19 protein-coding genes and 1 pseudogene are annotated in these 25,969 nt (G+C 71.9%); 13 read left to right on the forward strand and 7 right to left on the reverse strand.

All coding sequences use genetic code 11. The annotated features are described in order from the left end of the window. Nucleotides 1-476: 476 nt before the first annotated feature. The gene (locus EMA17_RS04185) at nt 477-1,013 is read left to right on the forward strand and encodes a hypothetical protein (protein ID WP_126635464.1); all 537 of its coding nucleotides are present in this window, start codon (nt 477-479) and stop codon (nt 1,011-1,013) included. A gap of 97 nt (nt 1,014-1,110) precedes the next feature. Further along, the gene (locus EMA17_RS04190; protein WP_126635465.1) at nt 1,111-1,590 is read left to right on the forward strand and encodes a molybdopterin-dependent oxidoreductase; all 480 of its coding nucleotides are present in this window, start codon (nt 1,111-1,113) and stop codon (nt 1,588-1,590) included. Nucleotides 1,591-1,728: 138 nt separating this feature from the next. On the opposite strand, the gene EMA17_RS04195 is transcribed toward EMA17_RS04190, so the two are convergent. Continuing rightward, nucleotides 1,729-3,162, reverse strand: a complete 1,434-nt coding sequence (locus EMA17_RS04195; RefSeq protein WP_126635466.1) for a PucR family transcriptional regulator — start codon at nt 3,160-3,162, stop codon at nt 1,729-1,731. 88 nt (nt 3,163-3,250) lie between these two features. On the opposite strand from EMA17_RS04195, the gene EMA17_RS04200 reads away from it, so the two are divergent. The 6 genes from EMA17_RS04200 to EMA17_RS04225 all read left to right on the forward strand — a co-directional run bounded on the left by EMA17_RS04200 (nt 3,251) and on the right by EMA17_RS04225 (nt 11,038). After that, on the forward strand, nt 3,251-4,288 hold the full coding sequence (locus tag EMA17_RS04200) for a DUF917 domain-containing protein (protein WP_126635467.1): 1,038 nt from the start codon (nt 3,251-3,253) through the stop codon (nt 4,286-4,288). Further along, a complete protein-coding gene (locus tag EMA17_RS04205) occupies nt 4,285-5,640 on the forward strand; it encodes a hydantoinase/oxoprolinase N-terminal domain-containing protein (protein WP_126635468.1) in 1,356 nt (451 codons plus the stop codon). Before EMA17_RS04200 ends, EMA17_RS04205 begins: the two co-directional genes overlap by 4 nt. A gap of 150 nt (nt 5,641-5,790) precedes the next feature. Continuing rightward, nucleotides 5,791-7,161 (forward strand): purine-cytosine permease family protein, encoded by a 1,371-nt coding sequence (locus EMA17_RS04210; RefSeq protein WP_126635469.1) that lies wholly within the window; start codon nt 5,791-5,793, stop codon nt 7,159-7,161. A gap of 104 nt (nt 7,162-7,265) precedes the next feature. Further along, complete coding sequence (locus EMA17_RS04215) at nt 7,266-8,879, forward strand: hydantoinase/oxoprolinase N-terminal domain-containing protein (RefSeq protein WP_126635470.1); 1,614 nt, start codon at nt 7,266-7,268, stop codon at nt 8,877-8,879. Next, a complete protein-coding gene (locus EMA17_RS04220) occupies nt 8,872-9,930 on the forward strand; it encodes an S-methyl thiohydantoin desulfurase family protein (RefSeq protein WP_126635471.1) in 1,059 nt (352 codons plus the stop codon). Before EMA17_RS04215 ends, EMA17_RS04220 begins: the two co-directional genes overlap by 8 nt. 169 nt (nt 9,931-10,099) lie before the next feature. Continuing rightward, nucleotides 10,100-11,038: a MerR family transcriptional regulator gene (locus EMA17_RS04225; protein WP_126635472.1), complete on the forward strand. Its 939-nt coding sequence runs from the start codon at nt 10,100-10,102 to the stop codon at nt 11,036-11,038. A 149-nt stretch (nt 11,039-11,187) separates the two neighbouring features. Here the strand turns inward: EMA17_RS04225 and EMA17_RS04230 are convergent, their stop codons facing one another. Continuing rightward, the gene (locus tag EMA17_RS04230) at nt 11,188-13,872 is read right to left on the reverse strand and encodes a non-ribosomal peptide synthetase (protein ID WP_246126429.1); all 2,685 of its coding nucleotides are present in this window, start codon (nt 13,870-13,872) and stop codon (nt 11,188-11,190) included. Between the two features lie 40 nt (nt 13,873-13,912). After that, entirely contained in the window at nt 13,913-14,746 is an 834-nt protein-coding gene (locus tag EMA17_RS04235) for an SAM-dependent methyltransferase (protein WP_160161310.1), read from the reverse strand. 334 nt (nt 14,747-15,080) lie between these two features. Here EMA17_RS04235 and EMA17_RS04240 point away from each other — a divergent pair, with 334 nt between their 5' ends. The 3 genes and pseudogenes from EMA17_RS04240 to EMA17_RS04250 form a co-directional block, all read left to right on the forward strand. After that, nucleotides 15,081-16,064 carry an NAD-dependent epimerase/dehydratase family protein gene (locus tag EMA17_RS04240; RefSeq protein ID WP_281290431.1) on the forward strand — a complete coding sequence of 328 codons (984 nt, stop codon included), beginning with the start codon at nt 15,081-15,083 and terminating at the stop codon, nt 16,062-16,064. A gap of 188 nt (nt 16,065-16,252) precedes the next feature. After that, entirely contained in the window at nt 16,253-17,986 is a 1,734-nt protein-coding gene (locus tag EMA17_RS04245) for a bifunctional metallophosphatase/5'-nucleotidase (protein ID WP_126635475.1), read from the forward strand. A gap of 114 nt (nt 17,987-18,100) precedes the next feature. Further along, nucleotides 18,101-18,361, forward strand: a pseudogene (locus tag EMA17_RS04250) (hydroxymethylbilane synthase); the annotation flags it as partial. 180 nt (nt 18,362-18,541) lie between these two features. On the opposite strand, the gene EMA17_RS04255 reads toward EMA17_RS04250, so the two are convergent. After that, nucleotides 18,542-19,324: a D-alanine--D-alanine ligase family protein gene (locus tag EMA17_RS04255; RefSeq protein WP_246126430.1), complete on the reverse strand. Its 783-nt coding sequence runs from the start codon at nt 19,322-19,324 to the stop codon at nt 18,542-18,544. 2,246 nt (nt 19,325-21,570) lie between these two features. On the opposite strand from EMA17_RS04255, the gene EMA17_RS04260 reads away from it, so the two are divergent. Both EMA17_RS04260 and EMA17_RS04265 read left to right on the forward strand, forming a co-directional pair. Further along, a complete protein-coding gene (locus EMA17_RS04260) occupies nt 21,571-22,044 on the forward strand; it encodes a sigma factor-like helix-turn-helix DNA-binding protein (RefSeq protein ID WP_126635478.1) in 474 nt (157 codons plus the stop codon). A gap of 242 nt (nt 22,045-22,286) precedes the next feature. Beyond that, nucleotides 22,287-23,102 carry an SAM-dependent methyltransferase gene (locus EMA17_RS04265; protein WP_126635479.1) on the forward strand — a complete coding sequence of 272 codons (816 nt, stop codon included), beginning with the start codon at nt 22,287-22,289 and terminating at the stop codon, nt 23,100-23,102. Nucleotides 23,103-23,571: 469 nt separating this feature from the next. On the opposite strand, the gene EMA17_RS04270 is transcribed toward EMA17_RS04265, so the two are convergent. The 3 genes from EMA17_RS04270 to EMA17_RS04280 all read right to left on the reverse strand — a co-directional run bounded on the left by EMA17_RS04270 (nt 23,572) and on the right by EMA17_RS04280 (nt 25,528). Further along, complete coding sequence (locus tag EMA17_RS04270; protein ID WP_126635480.1) at nt 23,572-23,982, reverse strand: hypothetical protein; 411 nt, start codon at nt 23,980-23,982, stop codon at nt 23,572-23,574. A gap of 258 nt (nt 23,983-24,240) precedes the next feature. After that, complete coding sequence (locus EMA17_RS04275; protein WP_126635481.1) at nt 24,241-25,167, reverse strand: helix-turn-helix domain-containing protein; 927 nt, start codon at nt 25,165-25,167, stop codon at nt 24,241-24,243. A 109-nt stretch (nt 25,168-25,276) separates the two neighbouring features. Further along, a complete protein-coding gene (locus EMA17_RS04280; RefSeq protein WP_126635482.1) occupies nt 25,277-25,528 on the reverse strand; it encodes a DUF397 domain-containing protein in 252 nt (83 codons plus the stop codon). Nucleotides 25,529-25,969 lie beyond the last annotated feature (441 nt).

A 25,969-nucleotide genomic window follows, 5' to 3' on the forward strand; every position in this document is an offset into this window, starting at 1 on the left:
CCGACGTGCTCCGGACCACCCTGCCGCCGGACGCCCGCGGCTACCACAGCGGCCGGGCCACCCAGCGCGGCGGCAACGAACTCGACTACACGATCGGCAACGTGAACACCGAGGACTGGACGGCCACCGTCCACACCGAACAGGGCGGCGACCACTGGCCGGTCTCGTTCACCCCGGTCCACCGGCGGCCGAGCCGCGCACACCCCGGCCGAGGCCAAGATCGCCGAGCTCATCCCGACACCGCGGGACATTCGGTGACCACGCCTCGCCTCCACGACGGGCCATCGAGTGTCGTGACGGACCGAGCGTTCGAATCGCCCGAACGAGAGCGATACAGACCGCCGGCCGCCGTGCCCGGGACACGGAGGACGAGAGGGCGCTGGTCGGTCGGGGCTGCCGGCTCCTGCCGCCGGATCGCGGGAGCGCGGGAACCGCAGGAGCCACAGGACAGGAGCCACAGGAGAGGAACCTCCGCGATGTCCTCGACAACCCCCGTGCGCCCGGCATGGGCCCGTTGGCGGCGCCGGACCGCGGCCGCCGTCGTGTCGCTGCTCGTGGTGACCGGTCTCGTCGCCGTGACCGCGCCGACCGCCCACGCGGTCGCCTCGACCACGTGCACCGGCACCAGCCAACTCGGCTACAGCCCGGGGCTGACCCTCACGCCGCAGACCGTCACCGTGTCCGCGAGCGACTCCGTTCCGACCTGCACCTCCACCGATCCCACGATCACCGGCGTGATCATGAGCCCGTACTCCTACCCGGTCGCGAACGCCGCCTGCAACAGCGTGCAGGTGGACCCCGGCAACGTCCTCGTCATCCACTGGAACAACGCACAGACCTCCACCGTCACCGGCCTCACCTACACCACGGCCGTCGTCGCCGGCGTCTCGGTGAGCACCGGCACGGGAACCGTCGCCGCCGCGGTCGTCACCTGGCTCTACCCGCTCGTGAACCCCCTTCTGAGGCCGTATATGCAAGGTGAAGTGGCTTCTAAGTACGTATCAGCCAATTGATTCGTCATTTGTATTGGCATTTGCGTTCTTCTTCTCGTCGACCTGGGGCATCCTTGGCGAAGCCGTATCGCGCCGGCGTACCGGGAGGGGACAGCTGATGACCCGAGTGAAGGTGCCGACCGGAACCAAGTGTTTCCACCTGCACGGCAATCTGTCCCGTCCCGCCGTACTCACGGTGGTCGATTTGGCCGCGAACTGGGAGCAGCACCGGGCTGAGGTGACCTTCGACTGCGCGACCAACGGTCCGCAACGGCACGTGTTCGAGGGGCCCTTGCTTCGAGACGTGGTCACCTCGGCAGGCCCGGCTTTCGAGAGCCGACAGCGCAAGGAGCGGTCCCGCTACGTCCTTGCCGTGCACGGCGGCGACGGGCACGGCACGATGCTGTCCTGGGCCGAGATCGACCCGGACTTCGGCAACGCGCCCGTTCTCCTGGCCACCGCGTTGGACGGGCGCCCACTGGACGATCACGGCACGCAACTCGTCGTCCCGACGGACCGCTGCGGTGCACGGTACGTCAGCGCCGTCACCGGTGTCTGGCTCGGCCGGTGCGAGCCGCCCCTGCCGTCGGCGTTCTGAGCGGGCCCAGGCGGTCGGGATCGGCGTGGCGACGCTGCCGGAACTTCGACGTCGACGGCACGCTGTGCGTGCTCCCCCACGGGGACCCGGACTTCGCGGAAGGCATGGTCGACACGGTCCTGTGTCGCCGGTGCGCGGTTACATCAGGTGTGCTCGGCAGGCCAGTTGTACGGCGAGTCGTTGTCGGGGGTCGGTCAGGTCCGCGCCGAGGAGGTCCTCCACCTTGCGGACACGTTTGGTGACGGCGTTGCGGTGGAGGTGGAGTTCGTCCGCGGCGCGGGCCGGGGAGCCCTGGTGGTCGAGGTAGGCCTGGACGGTGCGCAGCAGCGGGACGGCGCGTTGCGGGCCCAACGCGAGTACCGGGGCCAGGAGTTCGCGGACGGCTTCGTGGGCGGCGTCGGAGGAGTACCAGTCGAGGAGCATGCGGTCGAGGCCGGCGGCGTCGTGGGCGGTGACGGGACCGGTGTCGCCGGCGCTCGATCGGGTCAGGGCGGTGTGCGCCTCGCGGGCGGACGTGCGCAGGCCGAGCACGCCGCGGTGGGCGGCGCCGATGCCGCAGCGCAGGTCGGCGTCGGGGTTGCGGTCGCGCAGTGCGGCCAGGACGCGGTCGGCGTCGGCCAGTGTGGTGCGCATGCCGTCGCGGCCGGGGTCGGTGGGGTGGGATCGGGCGAGGATGAGGGCTTCGTCGAGGCGGGCGGCGTTCCAGGTGACGGCGCTGGTGGAGCGGAGCAGGCGCAGCGCCGACGGGGTGGCGGTCTCCAGGAGGCGGTAGCGGTCGGTGCCGGTGAGGGCGACCGGTTCCACGCGGAGCACCACATGCCAGGTGTCGACGGGCAGGCCGAGGGCGCGGCCGCGCCCGGCCAGGCGCAGCGCCTGGGCCTCGGGGACGGCGAGGAGTTCGGCGAGGAGCTGGCCCCGCGAGCGGACGGGGATGTCGTCGGTGGGACCGGCCGCCGCGGCGAGTGCGGCCAGGGCCAGGACGGCGTGGACGGCCTGGCCGGCGGGTCCGGGTCGGTCCGGGGCGCTGAGCCAGGTATCGCCGTCGGGTCCGCGGGCGGACGCGCCGGCCTCGCCGGGTTCCGGGACGCGGTGCGCGACCGGGACGCCGAGGAGGCGGCCGGCGGCTCGGGCGACACGTTCGGGGTCGCCGGCGAGGGGTGGCAGCTCGTGGGCGGCGGCGTGGACCCGGGCGAGGGCGTCGGCCGCACCGCCGCGGACCGCGCGGTCCACGGCGAGGATCAGGGCGGCCAGGTCCCCGTCGGTGTGCAGGATCGCGACCCGGCCGCGATCGGCGAGGCCGAGGGCGGTCGCGGGGACGGGTGCGTCCGGGGTGAGCGTGGTCAGCACGAGGCCCGCGGCGCCGGCGGCGGCGAGGTCGCGGACGGCGACGTCGAGCCGGTAGCCGCCGAGCGGCGTGGCGAGGACGACGAGGCAGCCCGCGGGCGCGTGCGCGAGGCGGTCGGCGCGGGTTTCCAGACGCACGCCGGTGAGCGGGAGGGCGTCGACGGGTCCGGCGATGACGGTGAGGCCGTCGGTATCGGGGCCGTCGAGGAGGTCCGCGAGTACGATCACGGCGCCCAGTGTGCCGGCCGCACATGTTCGGCCCGATCGGGTGCGCGTGGCACACGTCCGATACGCCTGCTGTTCGTACCTTTGACCCATGGAACTCGACGCCGGACTGCTTCCGGACTTCGCGCGCGGCTGCGCCGTCCTGGGCTCGGGCGGCGGCGGCTCGACGGCGGTCACCCTCGCCGGGGCCCGACAGGCGGTGGCCGAGCACGGGCCGGTGCGGGTGCTGCGCCCGGCGGACCTGCCCGCCGACGCGGCCGTGATGACGGTCGGCACGGTGGGTTCGTCGCCGGTGATGGGCGAGCGCCTCGGGGGGCTCGGCGAGGCGCGGCGCATGGTGGATCGGGTGACGGCGGTTCGAGGTCGGGCGCCGGTGGCGCTGATGTCGAGCGAGATCGGCGGCTCGAACGGGTGTGTGGCGGTGACGTGGGCCGCGCGGGTGGGCCTGCCGCTGCTCGACGCGGACAGCATGGGTCGGGCCTTTCCCCGGATGGATCAGAACGTGCTGGAGTTGGCCGCGATCCCGGCCACGCCCGCCGTGCTGGCGGACGAGCGCGGCCGCACGGTGGTCGTCGACCACGCGGACGGGCCCTGGTTGGAGCGGGTGGTGCGGGGCGTGTTGAACGCGTTCGGTGGGCAGGCCGCGTGCGCGGATTATCCGCTGACCGCCGGACAGGTCGCGCGGCACGCGGTGCCGGGGTCGATCCGGCGGGCGCTGGCGGTGGGCGCGGCGTTGGCCGACGGTGTGCCGGAGGATCCGTCGCCGGTGGCGCGCCGGGTGGTCACGGGCAAGATCGCCGCGATCGAGCGGCCGGCGGATCCGGCCACGGGCATCCTGGTCGAGGGCCTGGGCCGGGACGCGGGCCGGCTGCTGCGGATCGAGGCGCAGACGGAGTTCCTGGCCGTGCTGGAGGACGGCCGGCCGGTGGTGGTGACGCCGGACATCATCGCGCTGGTGGACACCCGGACGGGTGAGGCGTTGCAGGTCGAGGCGTTGCGGTACGGGTTGCGGGTGTCGGTGTTGGCCCTCGAGTGCGCGCCGGCGTGGCGTACCGAGGCGGGACTTCGGCTCGGCGGGCCGGCGGCGTTCGGGTTGGATCTGCCCGGATGTACGGAGGCCCGGCGATGAGCGGCGGGGTGCGCACGATCGGTGTGGACGTGGGCCCGACGAACACCGATGGCGCGCTGTTGGCCGGGGACGTGCCGGTGGCCACGGTCAAGGTGCCGTCGGCCGGGGATCCGGTGGAGAGCGTGCGGACCGCGGTGGCCGCGCTGATGCGCGAGGCGCCGCGTGGGCCGAGGGCCGCACACGTGGCGATCGGCCTGCGCACCGCGGCGCACGCGGTGACCCGGCGGGCCGGGTTGACCCGGGTCGGGGTGCTGCGGATCGGCGGTCCGGTGTCGGACGCGGTGCCGCCGCTGGCGCAGTGGCCCGCCGATCTGCGCACGGCCGTGCACGCGGGCAGCGCGATGGTGGACGGCGGCGCGGGGTTGACCCGGGCCGATGCCGTCGCGCTGGATCGGGACGCGGTGGCGCGGTTCGCGGGCGCGCTGGCCGGTCGGTGTGACGCGTTCGCGGTGACCGGGGTGTTCTCCCCGATCGACGACACGCAGGAGCACGAGGCGGCCGAGATCATCCGCCGGGAGGTGGGGACGGACGCGTTCGTGGGCCTGTCCGCCGGGTCCGGTGGGCTGGGTCTGATCGAACGGGAGAACGGTACGGTCCTCGATGCCGCGTTGTCGCGGCACACCCGGGCGCTGGCGGACGCGTTGACCGCCGCGCTCGGCGCGCTGGGGTTGTCGTCGGCGACGGTCCTGGTGGCGCGCGGCGACGGCACGTTGACCTCGCTGGAGTATCTGCGGCTGCATCCGGGTCTGGCCCTGGGCAGCGGCCCGGCGGGTACGCTGCGCGGCGCCGGGTTGTTGACCGGGCTGGCCGACGCGGTGGTCGCCGACGTCGGGGCGCGGCGGATCCGGGTGGGCGTGTTGGCGGGTGGTTTCCCGCAGGAGAGCCGACCCGGCGTGGTCATCGGCGGTGTGCCGGTGAGCTTCCCGATGCCCGATCTGATCCGGGTGCCGGCCGACGATCCGGACGCGTTCGAGGAGGCGGTGGACCGGATGCAGCCCGGTGCGGCGCGCCTGCCGCTGGTCGTGGTCGGCGGTGGCTCGGCGGCGTCGGCGGCCGGCTCGGCGCCGGCCGCGGACATCGTGCTGCCCGAACACGGCCTGGTGGCCGGGGCGTTCGGGGCCGCGCTCAGTCCGGTCGGCGGTGCGTACGAGCAACTGGTGCGCACGGGCGAGGCGGGCGAGGCGCACGCGGTGGACGAGGTCCGCGAGGGTGCGCGGCGCAGCGCGGTGCGCGCGGGGGCGGATCCGCGCCGGGTCGTCGTACTGCCGGTCGAGCGGGTGCCCGTGCCGTACCTTCCCGGCCCCGCGTTCAGTCTGCGGGCGCGAGCGGTGGGCCCGCCGTCACCGCTGTGACCGGGCTTCGCACCGCATTCGCGGGGCCGTACGCGTCCCGGTGACGCGCGCCCCGTTCAGCTTTCACCTTCGCCCTTCACCGTGCCTCGCCCTGGAGGAATGCGCATGACCACGGACAGCAGAACGCCCGCCGTCGCGAAGGAGCCTCGTGTGGGCACATCGGACGCCCTGGACGAGGACTATCCGCTGGAGCGGGTGCCGAGGTCCGCGCGCCACGCGTGGTTCAACGTCGCCGTCCAGCGTTTCGGCCAACTCTCCGACCTGACCCAGTTCCTGCTCGGCGCGACGCTGGGCGCGGGGTTGAGTTTCTGGGGCGCGTTCTGGGCCTTCACGCTCGGTTCGGTGATCCTGGAGGTGGTGTGCGTCTTCGTCGGCGTCGCCGGGATGCGCGAGGGGTTGACCACGTCGGTGCTGGCGCGCTGGACCGGGTTCGGCCGCTACGGGTCCGCCCTGATCGGGCTGGTGATCGCGGTGAGCCTGTTCGGTTGGTTCGGGGTGCAGACCGCGGTGTTCGCCGCCGGGTTGCACTCGTTGGCGTCGGGTGTGCCGCTGTGGGGGTGGTGTCTGATCACCGGTCTGGGGGTGACGCTCCTGGTGTTGCGCGGGTTCCGGGCGATGGGGTGGACGGCGTTCGTGACGGTGCCCGCGTTCCTGGGGCTGGCCGGGTGGGCGATGACGGTGGAGATCTCCCGGCACGACATGGGCGATCTGCTCGCGTCCCCGCCGTTCGGCGAGCACATATCGATCGCGACCGGCGCGACGATCGTGGCCGGTTCGTACATCGTGGGCGCGGTCACCACGCCCGACATGACGCGCTTCAACCGGTCGACGGGGGACGTGGTCAAGCAGACGCTGGTCGGGATCTCGCTGGGCGAGTACGTGTTGGGCCTGGCCGGGGTGTTGTTGGCGTACGCGGTGAAGTCGTCCGACGTGATCGCCATCATCACCGCGTCCTCGGGCGTGGTGGGGGTGCTGATCCTGGTGTCGGCCACCGTGAAGATCAACAACTGGAATCTGTATTCCGCCTCGCTCGGCCTGATCAGCGCCGTCGAGTCGACGATCGGGGTGCGGTTGAACCGTACGGCCGTGACGATCGTCTTCGGCGTGCTGGGCAGCCTCGCGGCGGCGGCCGGCATCCTCGACCGGTTCACCGACTTCCTGACCGTGCTCGGTGTGGTGACCCCGCCGATCGCGGGCATCATGGTCGCCGAGTACTTCGTGACCAAACGCTGGCGCCCGCAACTGGACGCCTCCCGGGCGATCGGCCGGCTCCCGGAGACCGAACCCTCGTGGGTGCCCGCCACGATCGTGGTGTGGAGCGCGGCCTCGGTGGTCGGCTGGTTGTGCGACCACTACCAGTGGTGGGGCGTGCCGGCGCTGAACTCCCTGCTGCTGGCCGGGTTCGGGTACATCGTCGCCGGCCGGCTGAACCTGGTGCACCCGCACCGCGAACTCCCGGTCGAGCAACCGGCCCACCCGGCGGCGGCCCGTGAGATCGAGGCGGCCGCGACGGCGATCTGAATCCATCGGCCCTTCGGTCGTTCGCCACATCGCCACATCGGCACATCGCCACGCCGGCACACCGGCACACCGCACTCTCGCACTTCGGCAAGAGGAATCACCACATGCGCATCGGAATCGACGTCGGAGGCACCAACACCGACGCCGCCCTGCTCGGCGACGACAACCGCGTCGTCGCCGGCACCAAGTCCCCCACCACCGCCGACGTCACCTCCGGTGTCGCCGCAGCCGTCGCCGCGCTGCTCGCCGCCCCCGGTGCGGACGGACGGCCCACCGATCCGGCCGCCGTGGACGCGGTGATGATCGGCACCACCCACTTCCTGAACGCGCTGATCGAGGGCGAACGCCTCGCCGAGGTCGCGGCCGTACGGCTCGGGCTGCCCGCGACCGAGGCGCTGCCGCCGATGGTCGACTGGCCCGAACGGCTGCGCGACGTGATCCGCGGCGGCACCTGGCTGTGTCACGGCGGGCGCGAGTACGACGGCCGGATGATCTCGCCGCTCGACCCGGCGGAACTGCGACGCGTGGCGGCCGACATCCGGGCCCGGGGGCTGCGGTCGATCGCGATCAGCTCGGTGTTCTCGCCGGCCGCGGCCGAGGACGAGATCCGCGCGGCCGAGATCCTGACCGCCGAACTCGGCGACGTGCACGTGTCGTTGTCGCACGAGATCGGCCGGGTCGGCCTGTTGGCGCGCGAGAACGCCACCATCGTCAACGCGTCGCTGCGCGAGTTGGCCGAGCACATCGTGGACGCGTTCGGCGCGGCGCTGACCGGCGCCGGGATCACCGCGCCGTTCTTCATATCGCAAAACGACGGCACGCTGATGGACATCGCCCACGCCCGCCGCTACCCGGTGGCCACGTTCGCCTCCGGGCCGACCAACTCGATGCGCGGGGCGGCGTTCCTGTCCGGGCTCACCGACTGCGCGGTCGTCGACGTCGGCGGCACCACGGCGGACGTGGGCATTCTCGTCGGCGGCTTCCCGCGCGAGGCGGCCGGCGAGTCGGAGGCGGCGGGGGTGCGTACCAACTTCCGCATCCCGGACGTGCTTTCCCTCGGCATCGGCGGCGGCTCGCTGGTCGCCGCCGACGGCGAGGTCGGGCCGCGCAGCGTGGGCTACCGGCTCACCGAACAGGCCCTGGTCTTCGGCGGCGACACGCTCACCGCCACCGACCTGGCGGTGGCCGCCGGCGCCGCCGACATCGGCGACAAGGGCGCGGTGGCGGAGGTGGATCGCGCGTTCGCCGAACGCGGACTGGCCCGGATCGCCGAACGGCTGGCCGAGACGGTGGACCGGATGCGTACCTCGGCCGCGCCGCTGCCCGTGGTCGCCGTCGGCGGCGGCAGCGTGCTGATCCCGGGCGGCCTGCCCGGCTTCCCCGACGTACGCAGGCCGGCCCACTTCGACGTGGCCAACGCCGTCGGCGCGGCCATCGCCCAGGTCGGCGGCGAGGTCGACCGTGTCCACAAGGTCCCCGAGGGCAAGCGCGACCAGGTGCTCGCGGGTGCCCGGGCCGAGGCGATCCGGCGTGCCGAGGACTCCGGCGCCCGGCCCGGCACGGTCCGCGTCGTCGACGTCGAGGAGGTGCCGCTGGCATACCTGCCCGGCGGCGCGACCCGCATCCGCATCAAGGCCGTCGGCGACCTGGACCTGGACCGACTCGGCGCGGCGAGCACCGGGTCCGACGAGAAGAACGGATTCCCCACCCATGCGTGAGATCGGCATCGAACAACTGGCGGACATCGCGCGCGGCGCGGGCATCCTGGGCACCGGCGGCGGCGGTGACCCGTACGTGGGCCTGCTGCTCGCCCGCGAGGCGGTGCGCCGGCACGGCCCGGTGACCGTGGTCGACATCGACGAGGTACCGGCCGACGCGACGGTCGTGCCGATCTCGTCGATGGGCGCGCCCACCGTGCTCCTGGAGAAACTGCCCTCGGGCCGCGAGGAGATCAACGCGCTGCGTGCCCTGGAGGCGGTGCTCGGCCGCCCGGCCACCCACCTGGTGCCGATCGAGATCGGCGGCGTGAACTCGATGATCCCGCTGGCCGCGGCCGCGCAGACCGGGCTGCCGATCGTCGACGGCGACGCGATGGGCCGCGCGTTCCCGGAAGCGCAGATGGTGCTGCCCGGCCTGATCGGGGTGTCGAACTCGCCGATGGCGCTGGCCGACGACAAGGGCAACACGATCGTGGTGCGGGCGGTGGACAACACCGAGGCGGAGCGCATCGCCCGCGCGGTGTGCGTCGAGCGCGGCTGCCAGATCTCCTGCGCGGACACCGTCCTGCGCGGCGACCAGCTCCGCGACGGTCTGGTCCCGGCCACGTTGACCCTGGCCGAGAACCTGGGCCGGGTGGTCCGCGAGGCCCACGCGGCGCACCGCGACCCGGTCGCCGAGGCCCGCGAACTCCTGGGCGGCGTACACCTGTCGGCGGGCAAGGTGGTCGACGTCGAACGCCGCACCGAGGGTGGCTTCGCCCGCGGCCGGGCCCGCCTGGAGGGCGAAGGCGCCGTCCTGGAACTCGACTTCCAGAACGAGCACCTCCTCGCCCGCCGCGACGGCCGCGTGGTCGCCACCACCCCGGACCTGATCTGCGTCCTGGACACCGAGACGGGCGAGCCGGTCACCACCGAGGGCCTGCGCTACGGCCTACGCGTCACCGTCCTGGCCGCGCCGTGCGACCCCCGCTGGCTGAGCCCGGCCGGCCTGGCCCTCACCGGCCCGCGCTACTTCGGATACGACCTGGACCACCACCCCCTGAGCGGCTGAACCCCCGGGTGCCTCGACGGTGTTCCCCGCCGAGGCACCCGGCCGACCGCCGAAAACGGAGCCGCTCGTCCTGAGGTGGTGCGCCCGGTGACTCGGATCACTGCCTTGCGACGGCCCTTGGACTCCGTGGGCTTGAGTCTCCGGTAGGGGGAGACGAGAGGGTGGGGGCATGAACGGCGACACGCTCTACTCGATCGGCGATCTGGCCCGGCGGACCGGACTGACGGTCAAGGCCATTCGGTTCTACTCCGACCGCGGGATCGTGCCGCCGACCGAGCGTAGCCCGGCCGGCTACCGCCTCTACGGCATCGAAGCCGTCGCACGCCTGGACCTCGTGCGGACGCTGCGGGACCTGGGACTGGATCTGCCCACGATCCGAAGGGTCGTGGACCGGGAGATCCCGCTTGCCGAGGTCGCCGCGGCGCACGCGGAGGCGCTGGCGGCGCAGATCGGCACGCTGCGCCTGCGGCGCGCGGTGCTGACGGCGGTGGCCAGGCGCGGGTCCACCCCCGAGGAGATGGATCTCATGCACAAGCTGGCCAAGCTCTCCGAGGACGAACGCCGACGTCTCGTCGGCGATTTCCTCGACGCCGCCTTCGGCGACTTGGGCGCCGGTCCCGAGTTTGTGGGGATCGTGCGATCGATGACCCCCGAGCTGCCCGAAGACCCCGAGACCGAGCAGGTCGAGGCATGGGTGGAGTTGGCCGAGTTGTCCCGGGACCCGGACTTTCGCGCCGTCGTGCGGCGCATGGCCGGGCACCATGTGGCCGATCGTGCCCGGGGCGGTGCCGCGGGCCTGCGCCGCGATCCCGTGGCAACGGTCCGCGACCAGGTCGGTCCGGCGATGGTGGCCGGGATCGACCCGGCCTCGCCCCGGGCGGATCCGGTCGTCGCGGCGATCACGGCTCGGTACGCGCACGCGTTGCGAAGCCCCGACGACCTCGCTCTTCGGCGTCGGTTGTCCACCCGGCTGGAAACCGCGAACGACCCTCGCCGGGAGCGGTACCTCCGGTTGCTCGCGGTGATCAACGGCTGGCCCGCCCCGGAAAGCCCGACACGCGAACTCGACTGGTGCATCAGCGCCCTGCAAGCCCGAATGGCGGCCTAACAAACCACCCGCACCCCACCCCCCGAGCCCCGCCCAACAGGTACCACCCACCACGCAACCACGTCCGCCCAAGCCCCACGGCCACCGCACTCCGGCAGAGGTCCACTCCGGGGAAGGGCCGCAGTCTCCTGCCCCGTCGCGTGTTGGGGTCAGGTCGGGGAGGTGTCGCCCAGGCATCGGTCGATCTCCCGGCGCAGCCGGGCCTGGAGCGTGACCACGTGTGGTCGCGTGGTGAGCATGTGGTGCTCGCCGGGGACCTGGACGTAGCGGACGGGCCGGTCGGAGAACCTGTCCCAGTCGTGCAGGAGTTCGAGCCATAGCGCCCTGGCCTCGACGGGGGGCATGTCGTCGAACATCGGCAGCGGCGGAGGCTCCGCGCCGTGGAAGACGGCGATCTGCGGAACGGTCCCGCTCGGGTCGTATTCGGCCCGGACCGCCTTCAGGGACTCGGCGAGCGTCATCCAGTCCGTGAACTTCGCCAGGTCCATGTCCAGTTCCTGCAGCCGCCGCTCCGACGCCGAGCCGATCACCTCGGCGAGTTGTTCCCCGGCCGGCCGGCCGCGCAGCTTGGCGGGCAGCGTCCGTGACTGCTCCGGCGTGATCAGGCCGAGGAAAAGGGCCAGTACCGAGATCGTCACGGAGAAGTCGAGGCCGGTCAGGAGCGGGCGCAGCAGTGGCGGAAAGTCGATGGAGCCGAGGAACGCCACCTGTTCGCCGCGCGATTGCAACTCCTGCGCGATGGCGAACGCGACGATGCTGCCGGACGAGTAGCCGGCGAGCGCGTACGGGCCGTGCGGCTGCCGCGCCTGGATCGCGTCGGTGTACGCGGCGAGCATGTCGGTGTGCGTCGCGAACGGCGCCTCGCCCTCGTTGAAGCCCCGGGCACGCAGCGCGTGGAAGGGCCGGTCGCCGGTGAAGTACCGGCTCAGGTCCAAAAGCGCGAGCACTTCACCCGCGCCGGGGTGCACGCAGAAGAGCGGTGCCTTGTCGCCGTCGTCACGCATCGGCACGACGGGGTCGTAGGCCCGTGCTTCGCCGGTGATGCGTTCGGCGAGCGCGCGTACGGTGGGCGCGATCAGCAGCGTGCTGGTCTCCACGTCCGGCACGTCGAGACGAGAGCCGACGGCGCGGCGCAGCCGGAGCAGGTCCAGCGAGGTGCCGCCGAGGTCGAAGAAGTCGGCGGTGGCGCTGATTTCGTCCGGCTTCATGTCGAACAGGTCGGCGTAGATCTCGACGAGGGCTTCCTCGGTCGGCGTGCACGGCGGCGAGTATTCGCCCTGGTGGCGCCGCACCAGGTCCGAGGTGCGCGTGATGGCGCCGGCGAACTCGCCGGCCTCCAGTTTGGTGCGCAGGGTCGACCGGGAGATCTTGCCGAGGCTGTTCTTGGCGAACTCCTCGCGGGGCAGGGGGATCACGAGCGCGGGCCGGAACGCCCAGTGCATGACGACGGTGCTGCGGACGGCGGTCAGCACGCCGAACAGCGCCCGATCGTCGTCGGTGGTCGGATGGAAGGCGATGACGAGTTGCTCCGTGTCGCTGCCCGGTGGCCTGGTCGGGAACGCGGCGACGTGCGACGGGGCGACGCCGTCCAACTGGTGCAGCGCCGTTTCGATGTCATGGCTGTAGTAGTTGACGCCGTTGACGATGATGCTGTCCTTGTTCCGGCCGATCAGCGTGAGGCGGCCGTCGTCGATCCGACCGATGTCGCCGGTGCGCAGCCACCCGTCTTCCGTGAACGCCGCGCGTGTGGCCTCCTCGTTCCGGTAGTAGCCGGGGGTGATCATGGGCCCGTGGAGCTGCAGTTCGCCCGCGTCGGAGATCCGCATGTCCAGGTTCTCCACGGGACGGCCCACCGCGGCGAACTCCTGCTCCCGGTCCGCGTCGGGGAAGTCGAGGGAGTACACGCTTCCCGCGCAGGTCTCGGTCATGCCGAACGCGGGCCACAGCACGCCGTCGGCCAATCCGAACTTCGCCAGGAACGCGGTTCCGGTCGCGCAGGGCACGGCTTCGCCGCCGCTGACGATGTGCCGCAGGCAGGAGAGGTCCACCTCCGCGGAGAGCCGGTACCGGTCCGAATTGAGCAGACCGAGCAGGAAGTTCGGGGTGAACGTGACGGTCACCCGGTGCCGGGCGATCAGACGCAGGAAGTCGAGCGGTTCGTCGAGGATCGCCGCCGGCGACGCGTGCACCTGCGAGGCCCCGGCGAAGACGGGCAGCAGATGGCATTCCAGGAGTGCGGCGACGTGGTCGAAGCCGACCCAGTTGAGCGTGACGTCCGCGGGCGTCAGGCGGTGGAACCCGTTCTTGGCGGGCATCGACGCCAAGAGGTTGCCGTGGGTGAGCATCACCGCCTTGGGCAGGCCGGTCGATCCGGAGGTCGCCATCAGGACGGCGACGTCGTCCGGACCGGAGTCGTACGTGTCGCTCGCCGGTTCGTGGCGCGCCAACTCCTCGAACGTGGCGATTCGCACGCCCGGCAGGTGGAGCCGCTCACCGGCCACGAGCAGGGGCCGGCCCAGGAGTTCGTGCATGTGCCTGTGCTGGTCGCGGTCGGCGTCCTTGGTGCCCGGCGGGAGCGGGCACGGGACGAAACCGCCGAACACGCATGCCCAGAAGGTCGGAAGGAACGATCGAGCTTCATCCAGGAGGATCAGGACATTGTCGCCGGGTCGCAGACCCTGCCGGCGGAGGCCGGTCAGCACGCGGAGCGCTTCGTCCAGCAGTTCCGCGTAGTCGCTCTGCCGCACGCCCGTTTCGGAGCAGTAGTGGAGCGTGGAAGTCGGGTGGGCCTGCGCCGCGCGTGTCAGCAGTCGGCCGATGTTCGGCATCTCCATGATTCCCCGTTTCGTCCTTGCCGGTTCGCTCGCGTGGGCCTTACGCCAGGTGCGCGGTGAAGAAGGTGACCGGGTGGTTTTGCTGCGGACGGCCGTAGCGCTCACCCAGTTCGTCCACGGTGGACTCCGTCACCGACCAGCCGAGCGACGCCAGGTGCGTCCGGGCGTCGCGGCGTGGCTCGGTGTTCGTGATCCCGTTGATGTCGATCCCGAAGTCGGTGATCGTCGAACGTACGGTCGCGTCGGCGCCGCGGATGTCCGCCGCCATCGCCCATACCGCGATCGTGCTGCCGGCTGCCGACAGTTCGTGCATCCCGTCGAGCAGACGCTCCTCGGCGGTCGGCGGCAGGAACGGAAACAGGCCCTCCGCCAGCCACGCCGTGGGCAGCTTCGGATCGAACCCGGCTCGATCGAGCGCGCTGCCCCAGTCCGTCCGCAGGTCGATCGACACCGGGCGCCGATCACACCTCGCGCGCGCGTCGGCCTGGTCGAGCACGTTCTGCTTGAAGTCGAGCATCGGGCCGTGATCGAGTTCGAACACGGTGCACCCCGCGGGCCACGCGAGCCGGAACGCCCGGGTGTCCAGCCCCGCCGCCAGGATCACCACCTGGTTCAGCGCGAACTCGGCGAAGTAGTCGTCCAGGAACCGGGTGCGCAACGCGGTGATGCCGACGAGCGCCCGCAGGTTCTCGGCGTTGTCGCGTTGCCCGATCTGTGCGTGGCTGACCGGGAAAACCTCGGACATACCCGCGGCACGGACGAAGTCCGCGGCGAACTCGTCCTGGAACAGCGGACGGTCGCCGCCGGTCTCGACGGCCCGCGTGGCGGCCACGATCACAGCCGTCACGTCCATCCGTGCTTCCGATGTCGCCATGCCTTCCTCCGCGTGTGTGACCTCGGGGCCCGTGCCGGGTCCGGCCGTGGGCCGCGGGGTTCGCGGCGGGCGGTCCGGCCCGTGTCCGGGCGTTCGGAATTCCATCACCACCCGAACGCTCCGGTTGGGTGGCGCGGGCCTACTCTGGCACGCCGGATGGGCCCGCAGCCCAGGGTCGGGCCGGCAAGCATCCGAACGGCGGAGCGCACGCCCCCGGCGCGCAGGTCGATCGCGGTCCGGCAGCCGGGCCACACCGGGCAGGGGTCACCCGCGCGGCCTCATCTCGGAGGCTAAATCGTGCGAATGACTCAATTAGTAACTATTGTAACTTTCTGTGCTTAATACCTATGACACGGTCCTCGTTTCCGGTGGTCTCGGTTTCATCGGAACGCACATGACCCATGCCCTCCTGGCCCTCGGGAAGAAGGTAAGGATCGTCGATACCGGTCGCACCTCGCTCTCGGACGACCCGCCGCCGGGGGTCACGTTGTTCCCGGTGGACATCCGCGAGACGGAGAAGATCGCCGAGCTGGCGGCCGGGGTGGACCTCGCCTTCCACATCGCCGCCAACGCCAACGGGACGTTGTCGATCACCGAGCCGCGCCTGGACTTCGAGATCAACGCGCTCGGCACGTTCTCGTTCGCCGAGGCGATGCTGGCCGCCGGGGTGCGCAGGGTCGTGTACGTGTCGTCCGCGTCCACGTACGGCACACCACGGAAGTTCCCCATGGACGAGGAGCATCCGAACCGACCCTTCGTCCCCTACGGCGCGTCCAAACTCGGCGGGGAGGTGTCCTGCCTGGCCCTGCATCACGCGTGTGGGCTGCCGGTGGTGGTGGGTCGGCCGTTCTGCGTCTACGGCCCGGGCGAGAACCCGCGGGAGGCGATGGTCGAGGTGGGCCGGTTCCTGCGCTGGCACCTCAACGGCGCGCCGATTCAGATCGTCGGCGACATCGACGGCAAGACCCGCGATTTCGTGCACGTCACCGACCTTGTCGCGGGGCTGCTGACGCTCGCCGACCGGGGACGACTGGGGGAGGTGTACAACATCGGTTCGGGCACCGAGACCTCGATGCGTGGACTCGTCGACGTGATCGGCGAGGTCACGGGACGCAAGCCCGCGGTCGACGCGATCACGGAGATCGAGGACGACACCTACCGTCTCGTCGCGGACATCGCCAAGATCGAGGCGCTCGGATACCGCCCCGCGGTGTCCCTGCACGATGGGGTGCGCGACCTGGCGCGGGCGCTGGGCCCCGCACCGGAACTGCCCGGAGCCCCCACCATCTTCGCCCGGGGACAGCACGCCGAACGGTGACCCGAGCGCTCCGGGAGGCCGACGGGCCCAACGGCCTCGACGCCGGTCTCCCTCACGGTTCGCGCGCGGGGCCGGTCGGAATGCGAGCGGTGGCGGCTGGGCCGGACGGGCAGTCGCCGTGAGCCGTTCGGTGGTATCCGGCGTGGCGGTCGGTCCCCCGGGGATCGGCCGGTTGTCGGCTTCGGCGCATGCGACGTCCCCGTGCTCTCGTCCTGGCGAGGATCGCCGCCGCGGCTCCGGCTCCGACCGCCGAACTTCCCGCGGCGCCCATCGCCGTACAACTACCGGCCCTCAACGACCTCCACGGCAACCTGCGTCCCGTGGACGGACCGGCGGGTGCCATCACGCGACGAAAGCCCGACGGAACCCTGGAGAGTGTCCAGGCCGGCGGTGTCCCGCAATTGGCCGCACTCCTCGACAGGGCTCGCGACGGGCAGAGCGACACGCTGACCGTCGGGGCCGGGGACATGATCGGCGGCAGCCCGCTGCTGTCCGCCGCCTACCACGACGAACCGACCGTCGACGCCCTCGACGCCCTCGGCCTCGACGTGACCTCCGTCGGCAACCACGAGTTCGACGAGGGTCCCGCGGAGCTGCTGCGGATGGCCCACGGCGGGTGCCACCCCGAAGACGGCTGCTCGATCCCCGAACACCCCTACGCCGGAGCCCACTTCCCTTACCTCGCCGGCAATGTGACGTACAAGGGACACGACGAGCCGATCCTTCCACCCTATTGGATCACCCGGTTGCCCAGCGGCCCCAGGATCGGATTCATCGGGCTCACCACCCGGGACACCCCGCAGGCCGTGCCGGCGCCGTACGTTCGTGACCTGTCCTTCGAGGACGAGGTGCCCCGGGTCGACCGGTACGCCGACGAACTCGACCGACAAGGCGTGAAGGCCATCGTGGTACTCGTCCACGAAGGCAGCCCGCCTCCGGGACCGGCGTACGACGACGATTGCGACACCAAGGGACCGGCGTCCGAACTGCGCGGACGCATCAGGTCCATCGCCGCGCAGGCATCCCCCAAGGTCGACCTGTTCGTCACCGGCCACTCGCACGAGGCGTACGTCTGCCACGTGCGCGGACCGGCCGGCCGGGAACGGCTGGTCACCCAGGCCGCGTCCTTCGGCCGTACCTATACCGACGTGCGATTCACCGTGGACCCCGCGACGGAGGACGTCGTGGTCGACTCCGCACGGGCCCGCAACCACGTCGTGGATCGGGCCGGTCCAGAGGACCCCGAGGTCGGCAAGGTCGTCGCGGACTGGGAGGAGCGGTCCAAGGCCCTCGCCGACAAGCCCGTCGGCTACATCGCCGGGGACCTGCTCGGGCGCGGTTCCACCAGGCCGGAGACACCGTTGGGCGATCCGGTCACCGACGGGCAGGTGGAGGCCACTCGCGGAGACGGGGCGCAACTGGCCCTGCTCAACCCCGGTGGCATGCGGGCCGACCTGATCTACAAGGCATCGGGCAACGAGGGCGACGGTGTCGTCACCTACGCGGAGGCCTTCCGGGTGCTGCCGTTCCACAACGGCCTGATCACCATGACCCTGACCGGCGATCAGTTGTTGGAAGCGCTGCGCCAGCAGTTCTCCGGTATCAACGAGACCGAGACCAGGGTGCTGCAACTGTCCTCGGCGCTGCGCTATTCGGTCGACATGAAGCGGGCGGGCGCCGATCGGCTGCTCGCCGACACCGTGCGTGTCGACGGCAAACCGGTCATGGCCGGCGACAACTTCCGCGTCACCGTCAACAGCTTCCTTGCCGACGGCGGCAACGGCTTCACCGTCTTCGCCGCCGGCACCGACCGAAGCGGTGAGACGACCGACACGGCGTCCTTCGCCGAGTACCTCCAGGCATACTCCACGCCCACCACGCCGTTCGCGGTTCCGCCGGCCGACCGGGTCACGTTCCTGTAGAAGACCCTCTCGATACACGTCCGTTCCCGAAGGCGTCCGGACCGATTCCCGCCCGGAAGGACCCCGGGCGGGAATCGGTTGCCGCCGCTCGACGTCCTCGCCGCACCCGACCACCCTGACACCGCCCGTCAGGCCACCGCCGAGCGCGCCCTGCTGCACACCCTCCGCGGTCACTGCGACAGCCCCGTCGCCGGTTATGCCGGCACTCACCCCACGGGCGAACTCTCCTTGCGCGCCGCCGTGTTCACCCCCGACGGCAAAACCGTCCTCAACGCCCACGAATGGGCCGGCCCCCTCGACCCCGCCGGCCTCGGCGCCTCCGTCGCCCTCCTGCGCCCAGGGGCCCGCGAACTCATCGACACCATCCCCCACTGACCCACCGCACGACACGGTCCCGTACCGGTGACCCGGGTGATCCCTCGGCGCGGGCCCGGATCGTCGTCCGCGTTCCGGTGGGACGCCCGGAGCCGTCGCACCCTCAGCGGCGTGGGGCGAAAGCGCCGAGGAGGATCCGCTCGACCAGGTCCTCGTATTCGATGCCCACCGCGGCGGCCATCAACGGGAGTGGGCCGTGCGGCGCAGGGCCGGCAGGGTGTTGAGTTCGAGCCAGTGGAAACGCCCGTCCGGCGCGATCACGAAGTCGCTGCGCGAGTGGGACGAACAGCCGAGAGCGAGGTGCGCTCGCCGGGCCGCTTCCCCGATCTCGAGCGCCGTCACGTCCGGCAGGTCGGCCGGACACCCGAAGGAGTGCAGATCCGGGCCGGCCTTCGCCGTGCGGTCGTAGAAGTCGCCGACGACGAAGACCTCCGTGGCGGGCAGGGACGACGGAACGAGGTCCGTCTCCAGAACGCCGACCGTCACCATCCTGCCCTCGACGAACGGTTCGACGAACAGCGCGTGGCCGGCGCCGCGCAGGTCCTCCAGCGCCTGCACGAGCCGCATCCGGTCGCGTGCCACGGCCGGGCCGACGGAGCTGCCCTCGTCGCGCGCCTTGACGATGACGGGCACGCCCAGGCGCGCGAGGATGCCTTCGTCGGCCGCCGTGTCGGCGGCTTCCGTGTCCGATACGAGGACATCGGCCAGAACCGGCACACCCGCGGCGCCGGCCACCGTCTTGGCGGTCGGCTTGTCCATGGCGAGCGCACTGGCTCGGACACCGGAGCCCGTGTACGGGATGCCCATCGTCTCCAGGAAGCCCTGTAGTGTCCCGTCCTCCGCCCGCCGCCCGGCCAGTGCCAGTAACGCCACGTCGACCGTGCGCACCTTCTCCACGAATGCGGGATCGACGGTGTCGAGCACGCGGGCCCGGTATCCGAGGGCGATCAGTGCGCGCGCCACGTCGGCACCTGTTTTCAGGGAGCGTTCACGTTCGTGGCTCGCTCCTCCCGTGAGGACGCCGACGACGCCGGCGGCATGCCGGATCGGGGCGGTGACGCTCGCACTACGAGGCATGGCGCTCCCCATCGGTGGGACGGTGCAGGGCAGGTCGAGCAAGCAGGGCCACGAGGCGGCCCGCCATGGGGGCGCCCGGTTCGGCACGCGTTACGTGAGCCTTGTCGTTTGCTTGCGAGAACCCGCGGCGTGGCCTTGGTGTCGCGGGGAGACGGGAGCAACCCGCTGAGCCCGCGCGGTGCGCCGTCCGCGGACCACCGCCCCGACCTCGTCTGCCGTCGCGCCTGCGGTCCTGTCGTTCGGCGCCGGACGCGTGGTGGGCTCCGTGGTGGTGTCGGTGGCGCGGATTAGGGTGGGCCGAGCTGCGCGTGGTGTGTGTCGGTTCCGGCCGGTTCGAGTTCGCGCGTCGACGCGACGTCCGGGCGACCTTGAACGGCGGTCGTTGCATCTGCATTTGCGCGTTCCCTCGAACGGGTGACATTTCCTTCGGGGTGTCCGAGGCCCCGCAAAACACCGGAGAACGAATTCGACCGTCGATCTCGATCTCCGCTCCTGATTCGGCGTCGGGCGATCGAATGCGATCGGGACCGATTGCAGTCGCGACCGGATTCATTGTCGGGGTCACGAAGTCGTGGGGATGTTCGACGAGTTAACGTCGGTATGTCCCGGTGCACGGCGTTGCGCCGAATGCGTGGCGAGCGTCCTGTGGGGCCTGATTCAATGTCCGAGTCAATCCAGGAAAAGGCCCCGGGTGCGATCGAGGCGCGCCCAGGGCCGGAAACTTCGAACGGGTATGCAGATGATCGAATCATTGCGCCGCCGATTTTGTCGGGTGAGTCGCGGCGCCGCTCGAATGTAGCATTCCGTGCCGCCTCGGCCCGGAAACCCGCGGGATCGACGCGTGGGACGTGGACCTGCGCTTCGCGTCGTGGTGGGCCGCGACACCCGACCGCGCGACGCGTCCGGGCGCGGCGGGGATCGTTCCGGCGGACCCGGCGTTCGGTGGGGCGTTCCATCGCCCGGTGGGTACGCATCCGCGTCCACTGAACCCCTCCGGGTGCCGCCGCGCGGCGGTACCCGGCCCTCTCGACTCGCCGCCCGTCCCCACGCATGCCCCCCGTTCGCGGAGCGCGCGCGGGGTCCTCCAGATTCGGACGGAGAAGCCATGTCCGCCCCCTCGCCTGCGGTGACCTGTCCGACCTGCCGGTGGAAGCTCGACCCGCCCCAGGGCACCGCGGGCCGCCCCGGGAAGCACCGCACCGAGCGCTGCCGGATCTCGACGGCCAACGAGCGTTGCCGGGCCGGGCGCCGCGCCCGCCGCTCCCGCGTCACCGACGAACCCACCCCGGCCGACGGCCTCCCGACGCTCGCCGGTTCCGTCGTCGACGCACACCGGCGGGGCCGTACCTCCCCGCAACTCGTCCATTTATACGGGCAGTTGCGCCGGGAGGCCCGTCGCCTGGCCGACGGCGTCGCCGGCCCCCGCACCTCCACCCCCGACACCGCCGCGCCGCCGTCCGGGCCCGCGCCGGTGCCGCGCGTGCCCACCGACCTCGGCGTCGTGCCGGCTCAGCCGCCCGACACCTGCGCCGCCGTCGCCCCGGCGGTGTCCGCGCCCCGGTCGGCCGACGCCTCGCGGCGGTGCCGCGCGTCCTGTACCGCGGCGGTCGTGCCGGGCCGCGCGACCTCGCCCGCGTCACGCGTATGGGGAGGAGCGCGGCGAGGCGGTCCTGGACGGCAGCCACCGCCCGCCCTGGACGACGACCGGGGTCGTTGCCGAGGAACTCGGGCGCGATCTTCACAAGTTGCCCTCGCCATGGGACCGGTCACGCCGGGCGGCCCCGACACTCCCGCGACTGCCTCGCTGCGGCCGACGCCCTGGCCTGCCACCCGCGCGGCCTGTGGCTCGCCGTCGAACGTCGCGCCCCTTCCCCGCTTCGCCCACCACCCCCCCGGCCGTCACCGCAGCCGCCCTGGAGCGCACCTTGGTTCCCGACCGGCCCCGAGCCCAGGCCCTCACTCTCGTCTCGGACGACGACCCCGAATGGACCCGCCGCCACCGGAACGGCGTCGACTACGCCGTCCCGACGACCCACCTGGAGGCCGCATCCCCGAGCCCGGCCTGGCCCGGAATCCGCTCGTCTCCCGCGAGGACCCCACCCCCGCCCCATGACGCCCCGCACGGAGCCGCCATGACCACGCCACCCCCACCCCCCGACGCCGCCGCCGCTCCCGCCCGCCCGGCCACCTCCGCGTTCGCCGCGTTCCGCCGACGCCACCACGACCCCTACCGGCGCTACGCCCGCACCCGCGTCGAGGACCGCCGTGCCGATACCGCCGTCGACGACGCGTTCGCCGAACTCGCCGCCCGCTGGGACGAGATCCTGCGCTCCGCCAACCCGGCCGGGCACGCCTGGTGCGTCCTGCACGCCGCGGTCGACGCCGCCGACACCCCCGACACCGTCCGCGACGCGCTGCACCGGGCCCTGCCCCCCGACCAGGCCGACGCCGTCGTGTTGCACTACCGCCTGGGCATGACCTTGACCACCACCGCGAACCTGATGGGCCTGGACGTGTCCGCCGTCGCAATGCGGTTGGTCATGGCCGAACGCGCCCTGCCCGCCGCCACCATCCGCGACCTCGAACGCACCCACCACCACGCCTGACCCACCGTTCGACGGACGGCCGCGCCGACCACCGCGGCCGTCCCCACCGACGGCCCCGGCCCAGGACGTCACCGCGCGCCGCGCCGCGTGCCTCCGTGCGCCCGAATCCGCGCCGGTGCCGCACGAACGGGCCCCGAAACCCGCGTTCACCCACAGGAGTTGCCCACCACCGGATCCTCGATTCCCTAGCATGGGGACGTGTCACCCTGGCGGGGGAGTGGCGCGGACGTCGAGGGGACACCATGGACGAGGACACCGGTTCCGGCCCGCCCCCGATCGATACGAGAACACCCAGCGTCGCGCGCATGCACGACTATCTCCTCGGCGGCACCGACAACTACCCGGCCGACCGCCGTGCCTGCGGGAAGCTTCTGCGCGTGGCCCCCGATGTCCGCGCCCTGGCGCTGAACAACCGGGCGTTCCTGCGGCGCGCGGTGCGCGTTTTGGCGCGCGAGCACGGGATCCGGCAGTTCCTCGACCACGGTTCCGGGCTGCCGACGCGCGACAACGTGCACCAGGTCGCCCAGGCCGTCCACCCCGACTGCCGCGTCGTCTACGTCGACAACGACCCCACCGCGCTGGCCCACGGCCGTATCCTCCTCGACGAGGACGACGGATCCACGATCTTCCTGCGCGCGGACCTGCGCGAGCCCGACGCCATCCTCGACCACCCCGACCTCCGGGCCACCCTCGACCTGGAGCGGCCGGTCGCCGCCCTGTTCGTGTCCGTGCTCCACTGCATCCCCGAACGCGACGACCCGAAGGCGATCGTGCGCCGCGTCGCGGAGCGCCTGTGTCCGGGCAGCTTCGTGCTGGTGTGCCAACTCGTCAGCCACGACCCCCACGCCCGCGACGCCGTCACCCGCTGCATGGACGAGGCCACCGGCGGCCGATGGGGCGCTGTGCGATCCCCGACGACCGTCGACGGCTTCCTCGAGGGCCTGGACGTCGAACCCCCCGGCCTGACCGAGATCACCGACTGGCACCCCGACACCGAACCGCGCATCCTGCAAGGCGGCGAGTTCATCGAGTACGGCGGCCTCGCCCGCATCCCGTGACCCCGCATCCCGTGACCCCGCATCCCGTGACCCCGCATCCCCCGACCCCGGATCCCCGCTCCGGTCGCCACGCCCGCCGGGTCGCGAGCCGTTCGGGAAAGCGACGATCATTGTTCAAGGAAGCCACGTACCTCGGGCGGTCCGCGGCCCGGCCGTTGGGCCATGCCGGTCGGCTCCGTCGTGGGCGGGTGTCAGATCTGCGGCGTCAACTCCCATGTGCCTCGCCGTAGGTCGAGGGTCGCCGTGCGGTCGACCCTCTCGGGAGGTTTGCGACCCGGATGCCAAGGCCGCGGCAACACGGACAGACGGACGACCGCGGTGCCGTCGTCCGTGTGGCCGGGATCCGCAGGGACACCGATCCAGTACGCGCTTTCGCGAATCAGGTCCCGCATCGCCGCGGCATCCGGTTCCGGTATCGCCCTCGGCGACCGGCCCGCGTCCCCGGCCGGCGCGGAGCCGGCCGACAAAGTCAACAATCGACCCAACACCCGGGCGGGCATGGACGGATCGGCGTGCCGTGCTCTGCGGTTCCCACCGCGAGGACCACGTCGTCGAGCTGCGCGGAGGTCGGTCGCGCCGGAACTTCCACGATCGACAACTCGTACGGCGACCACGTGCCGTCCAGGAGACGGGGCAGATCGTCGCGGCGCAGCACCGGAAGTTCCTCGCCGAGCCCCGGGGTGCCCGCGGCCCACGACCCGACCCTGTGCACGGCGCACTCGACCTTCTGCTCGGCGGCGATCCGCGACGGCCGCCACAGCGAGAAGTCCGCGTCCGGGAAACTCGTCGTCTCGAGACCGAGAACGACCACGGTCTCGCCCGCCGACCGCGCCGGCAGATCCACCAACTCGCCCGCTTCGGCCGCCGTCGCGTGAACCATCCACGAACCGTCGCCCTCACGAACGCCGAACGTCAGCGGGAACACGCCCCGGTTCGGCCCCGTACCGTCGATACCGACGGTTGTGTCGCCGCCAACCTCGACCATCGCCGCACCTTCGAGAGTCGTACACCGTTCCCACCCGCCGGCGACGATGATCCACCACCGGCCGACACACCGCACCCGCAGGGCTGCCGACGCGACCTCGCGCCCGACGAGGACCGCCGCGACGGCGGGCACATCGTCGTCGTCCCGGAGATGTCAGGCCGCACGGGCACGGTAGTGGTCGTGGGCGGCGACGATCATCTCCTTGCTCCGGGTTCGGGACTCCGCCGCGAGGTAGAGCCGTTCGAGCAGCGCGCGGTAGCGTTCGACGTCGCGGGCGCGGCTGATGTAGGTGGCGGCCTCCACGTGTTCGAGGTAGACCATCTCCTGCGGGCCGCCGTGCGGAAACCGCAGCAGCGTCATCGACGACGGCGGCGTCAGATCCGTGGCGCTGGCGAACCGTACGATCCGCACCTGCACCCGCCGGCGTTCGATCGCCTCGAGCAGGAACCGCATCTGATCGGCCATCACCGCCGCCCCACCCACCGGCCGCTCCAGCACACTCTCGTCCAACAACGCGATCAGCATCTCGGTGCGCTGCCCGTTGCCCAGGACCTCCTGCCGCCCCCGGCGCAGCGCGACGCGTTGGTCGATCTCGTGGGGTTCGGCGTCGGGCAGGCCGCCGGCGATGACGGCGCGGGCGTAGGCGGGGGTCTGGAGGAGGCCGGGGACGACGTGGACCTCCCAGGTGCTGATCCGTGTCGCGGATTCCTCCAGGCTGATCAGGCGGCGCAGCCAGCCGGGGGTGACGTCGGCGTAGCGGTGCCACCAGGGTTTCTCGTCGGTCTTGCGCAGCAGGTCGTCGACGGTGGCCAGCGTGGCCGGTTCGCGTACGCCGTACGCGCGCAACAGGTCCATCACGTCGTGGTGTTTGGGCGGGCTCTCGCCACGCTCCAGGCGGGAGATCTTCGACCGGGATCCGCGTACCACCTGCGCCGCGGCCTGGAGCCCCACGCCCCGCTCCGTGCGCAGGTCCCGCAGCATCGACCCGAGGACCTTCATCGCGGCCGACGGCCGATCGGGCACCGGATGCGGCCCGTCCCCGAAGGGCACGGACTCGACAGCGTCGGGGGACAACGTCACGCGGCGACTCCACAGGAAATGAGGAAAGAACGGGGATGCGCGCCAGTATTCCCCCCGCACGCACCCCCGTCCGCCCGATCACACCATCACACCGCATTCTTTACGTGAACTATTCGATCAGGGCGTCGAATTCCCCGCCCTTGGCGCCCGCCACGAACATCGCGATCTCCGTTTTCGTGTACACCAGCGCCGGCCCGTGCGGGTCCCGCGAATTGCGCACCGCGACCGCACCCTCCGACGTCACGCCCAGCTCCACGCACTGCCCCGTGGCCGAACTCGCCGCGCTCCGAACCCACTTGGACACGCCCAGACTCCCCGCCGGCGCACCGTTCCCGCATTCCCGCACGTCCACCACCACCATCGCTCTCCCGCCCGATCCGCACGCCCGAGGCAGCCGCGCGGCCGCCCGTGCAAAGCCATTTGCATTTGCGCGAGCCGATTTCCTCATGCTAGACGGCCGGCCGGGACAGCGAAGTCCCTCGAACGAGTGACGGATTCGAGCCGACCCCACCACCTCCCTCGCGATACGCCGTCCGAGGAAAGCCGCACGACGGCGGATGATCGGTTCCACGATCCCGCCCGGGGATCCCCTCCCCGACAACTCGGGCTGCGTGACGCACGGTTCCATGCCGCAGCGCCGAACCGGCGACCCCGCCCCATCGGCGTGAGTGGTCCGCCACCCGCGCGACATCCCAGAACCGCTTTGGACGGGGCCGGTCCACTCATCACGGATCAACAGGAGCCTGTGGCCCACCTTGTTGTGCGCACCGGCGGGGCGGCCCGGCCGCCAGAGCCTCAATAC

It is taken from the genome of Embleya hyalina (assembly GCF_003967355.1).
Taxonomy (GTDB): domain Bacteria; phylum Actinomycetota; class Actinomycetes; order Streptomycetales; family Streptomycetaceae; genus Embleya; species Embleya hyalina.

Coding starts and splice junctions, on each gene's coding strand:
- EMA17_RS04245 (WP_126635475.1), top strand. CDS start 16,253: ATGCGACGTCCCCGTGCTCTCGTCCTGGCGAGGATCGCCGCCGCGGCT.
- EMA17_RS04270 (WP_126635480.1), bottom strand. CDS start 23,982: ATGGTTCACGCGACGGCGGCCGAAGCGGGCGAGTTGGTGGATCTGCCG.
- EMA17_RS04225 (WP_126635472.1), top strand. CDS start 10,100: ATGAACGGCGACACGCTCTACTCGATCGGCGATCTGGCCCGGCGGACC.
- EMA17_RS04280 (WP_126635482.1), bottom strand. CDS start 25,528: ATGGTGGTGGTGGACGTGCGGGAATGCGGGAACGGTGCGCCGGCGGGG.
- EMA17_RS04230 (WP_246126429.1), bottom strand. CDS start 13,872: ATGGAGATGCCGAACATCGGCCGACTGCTGACACGCGCGGCGCAGGCC.
- EMA17_RS04260 (WP_126635478.1), top strand. CDS start 21,571: ATGACCACGCCACCCCCACCCCCCGACGCCGCCGCCGCTCCCGCCCGC.
- EMA17_RS04185 (WP_126635464.1), top strand. CDS start 477: ATGTCCTCGACAACCCCCGTGCGCCCGGCATGGGCCCGTTGGCGGCGC.
- EMA17_RS04205 (WP_126635468.1), top strand. CDS start 4,285: ATGAGCGGCGGGGTGCGCACGATCGGTGTGGACGTGGGCCCGACGAAC.
- EMA17_RS04265 (WP_126635479.1), top strand. CDS start 22,287: ATGGACGAGGACACCGGTTCCGGCCCGCCCCCGATCGATACGAGAACA.
- EMA17_RS04220 (WP_126635471.1), top strand. CDS start 8,872: ATGCGTGAGATCGGCATCGAACAACTGGCGGACATCGCGCGCGGCGCG.
- EMA17_RS04235 (WP_160161310.1), bottom strand. CDS start 14,746: ATGGCGACATCGGAAGCACGGATGGACGTGACGGCTGTGATCGTGGCC.
- EMA17_RS04200 (WP_126635467.1), top strand. CDS start 3,251: ATGGAACTCGACGCCGGACTGCTTCCGGACTTCGCGCGCGGCTGCGCC.
- EMA17_RS04190 (WP_126635465.1), top strand. CDS start 1,111: ATGACCCGAGTGAAGGTGCCGACCGGAACCAAGTGTTTCCACCTGCAC.
- EMA17_RS04215 (WP_126635470.1), top strand. CDS start 7,266: ATGCGCATCGGAATCGACGTCGGAGGCACCAACACCGACGCCGCCCTG.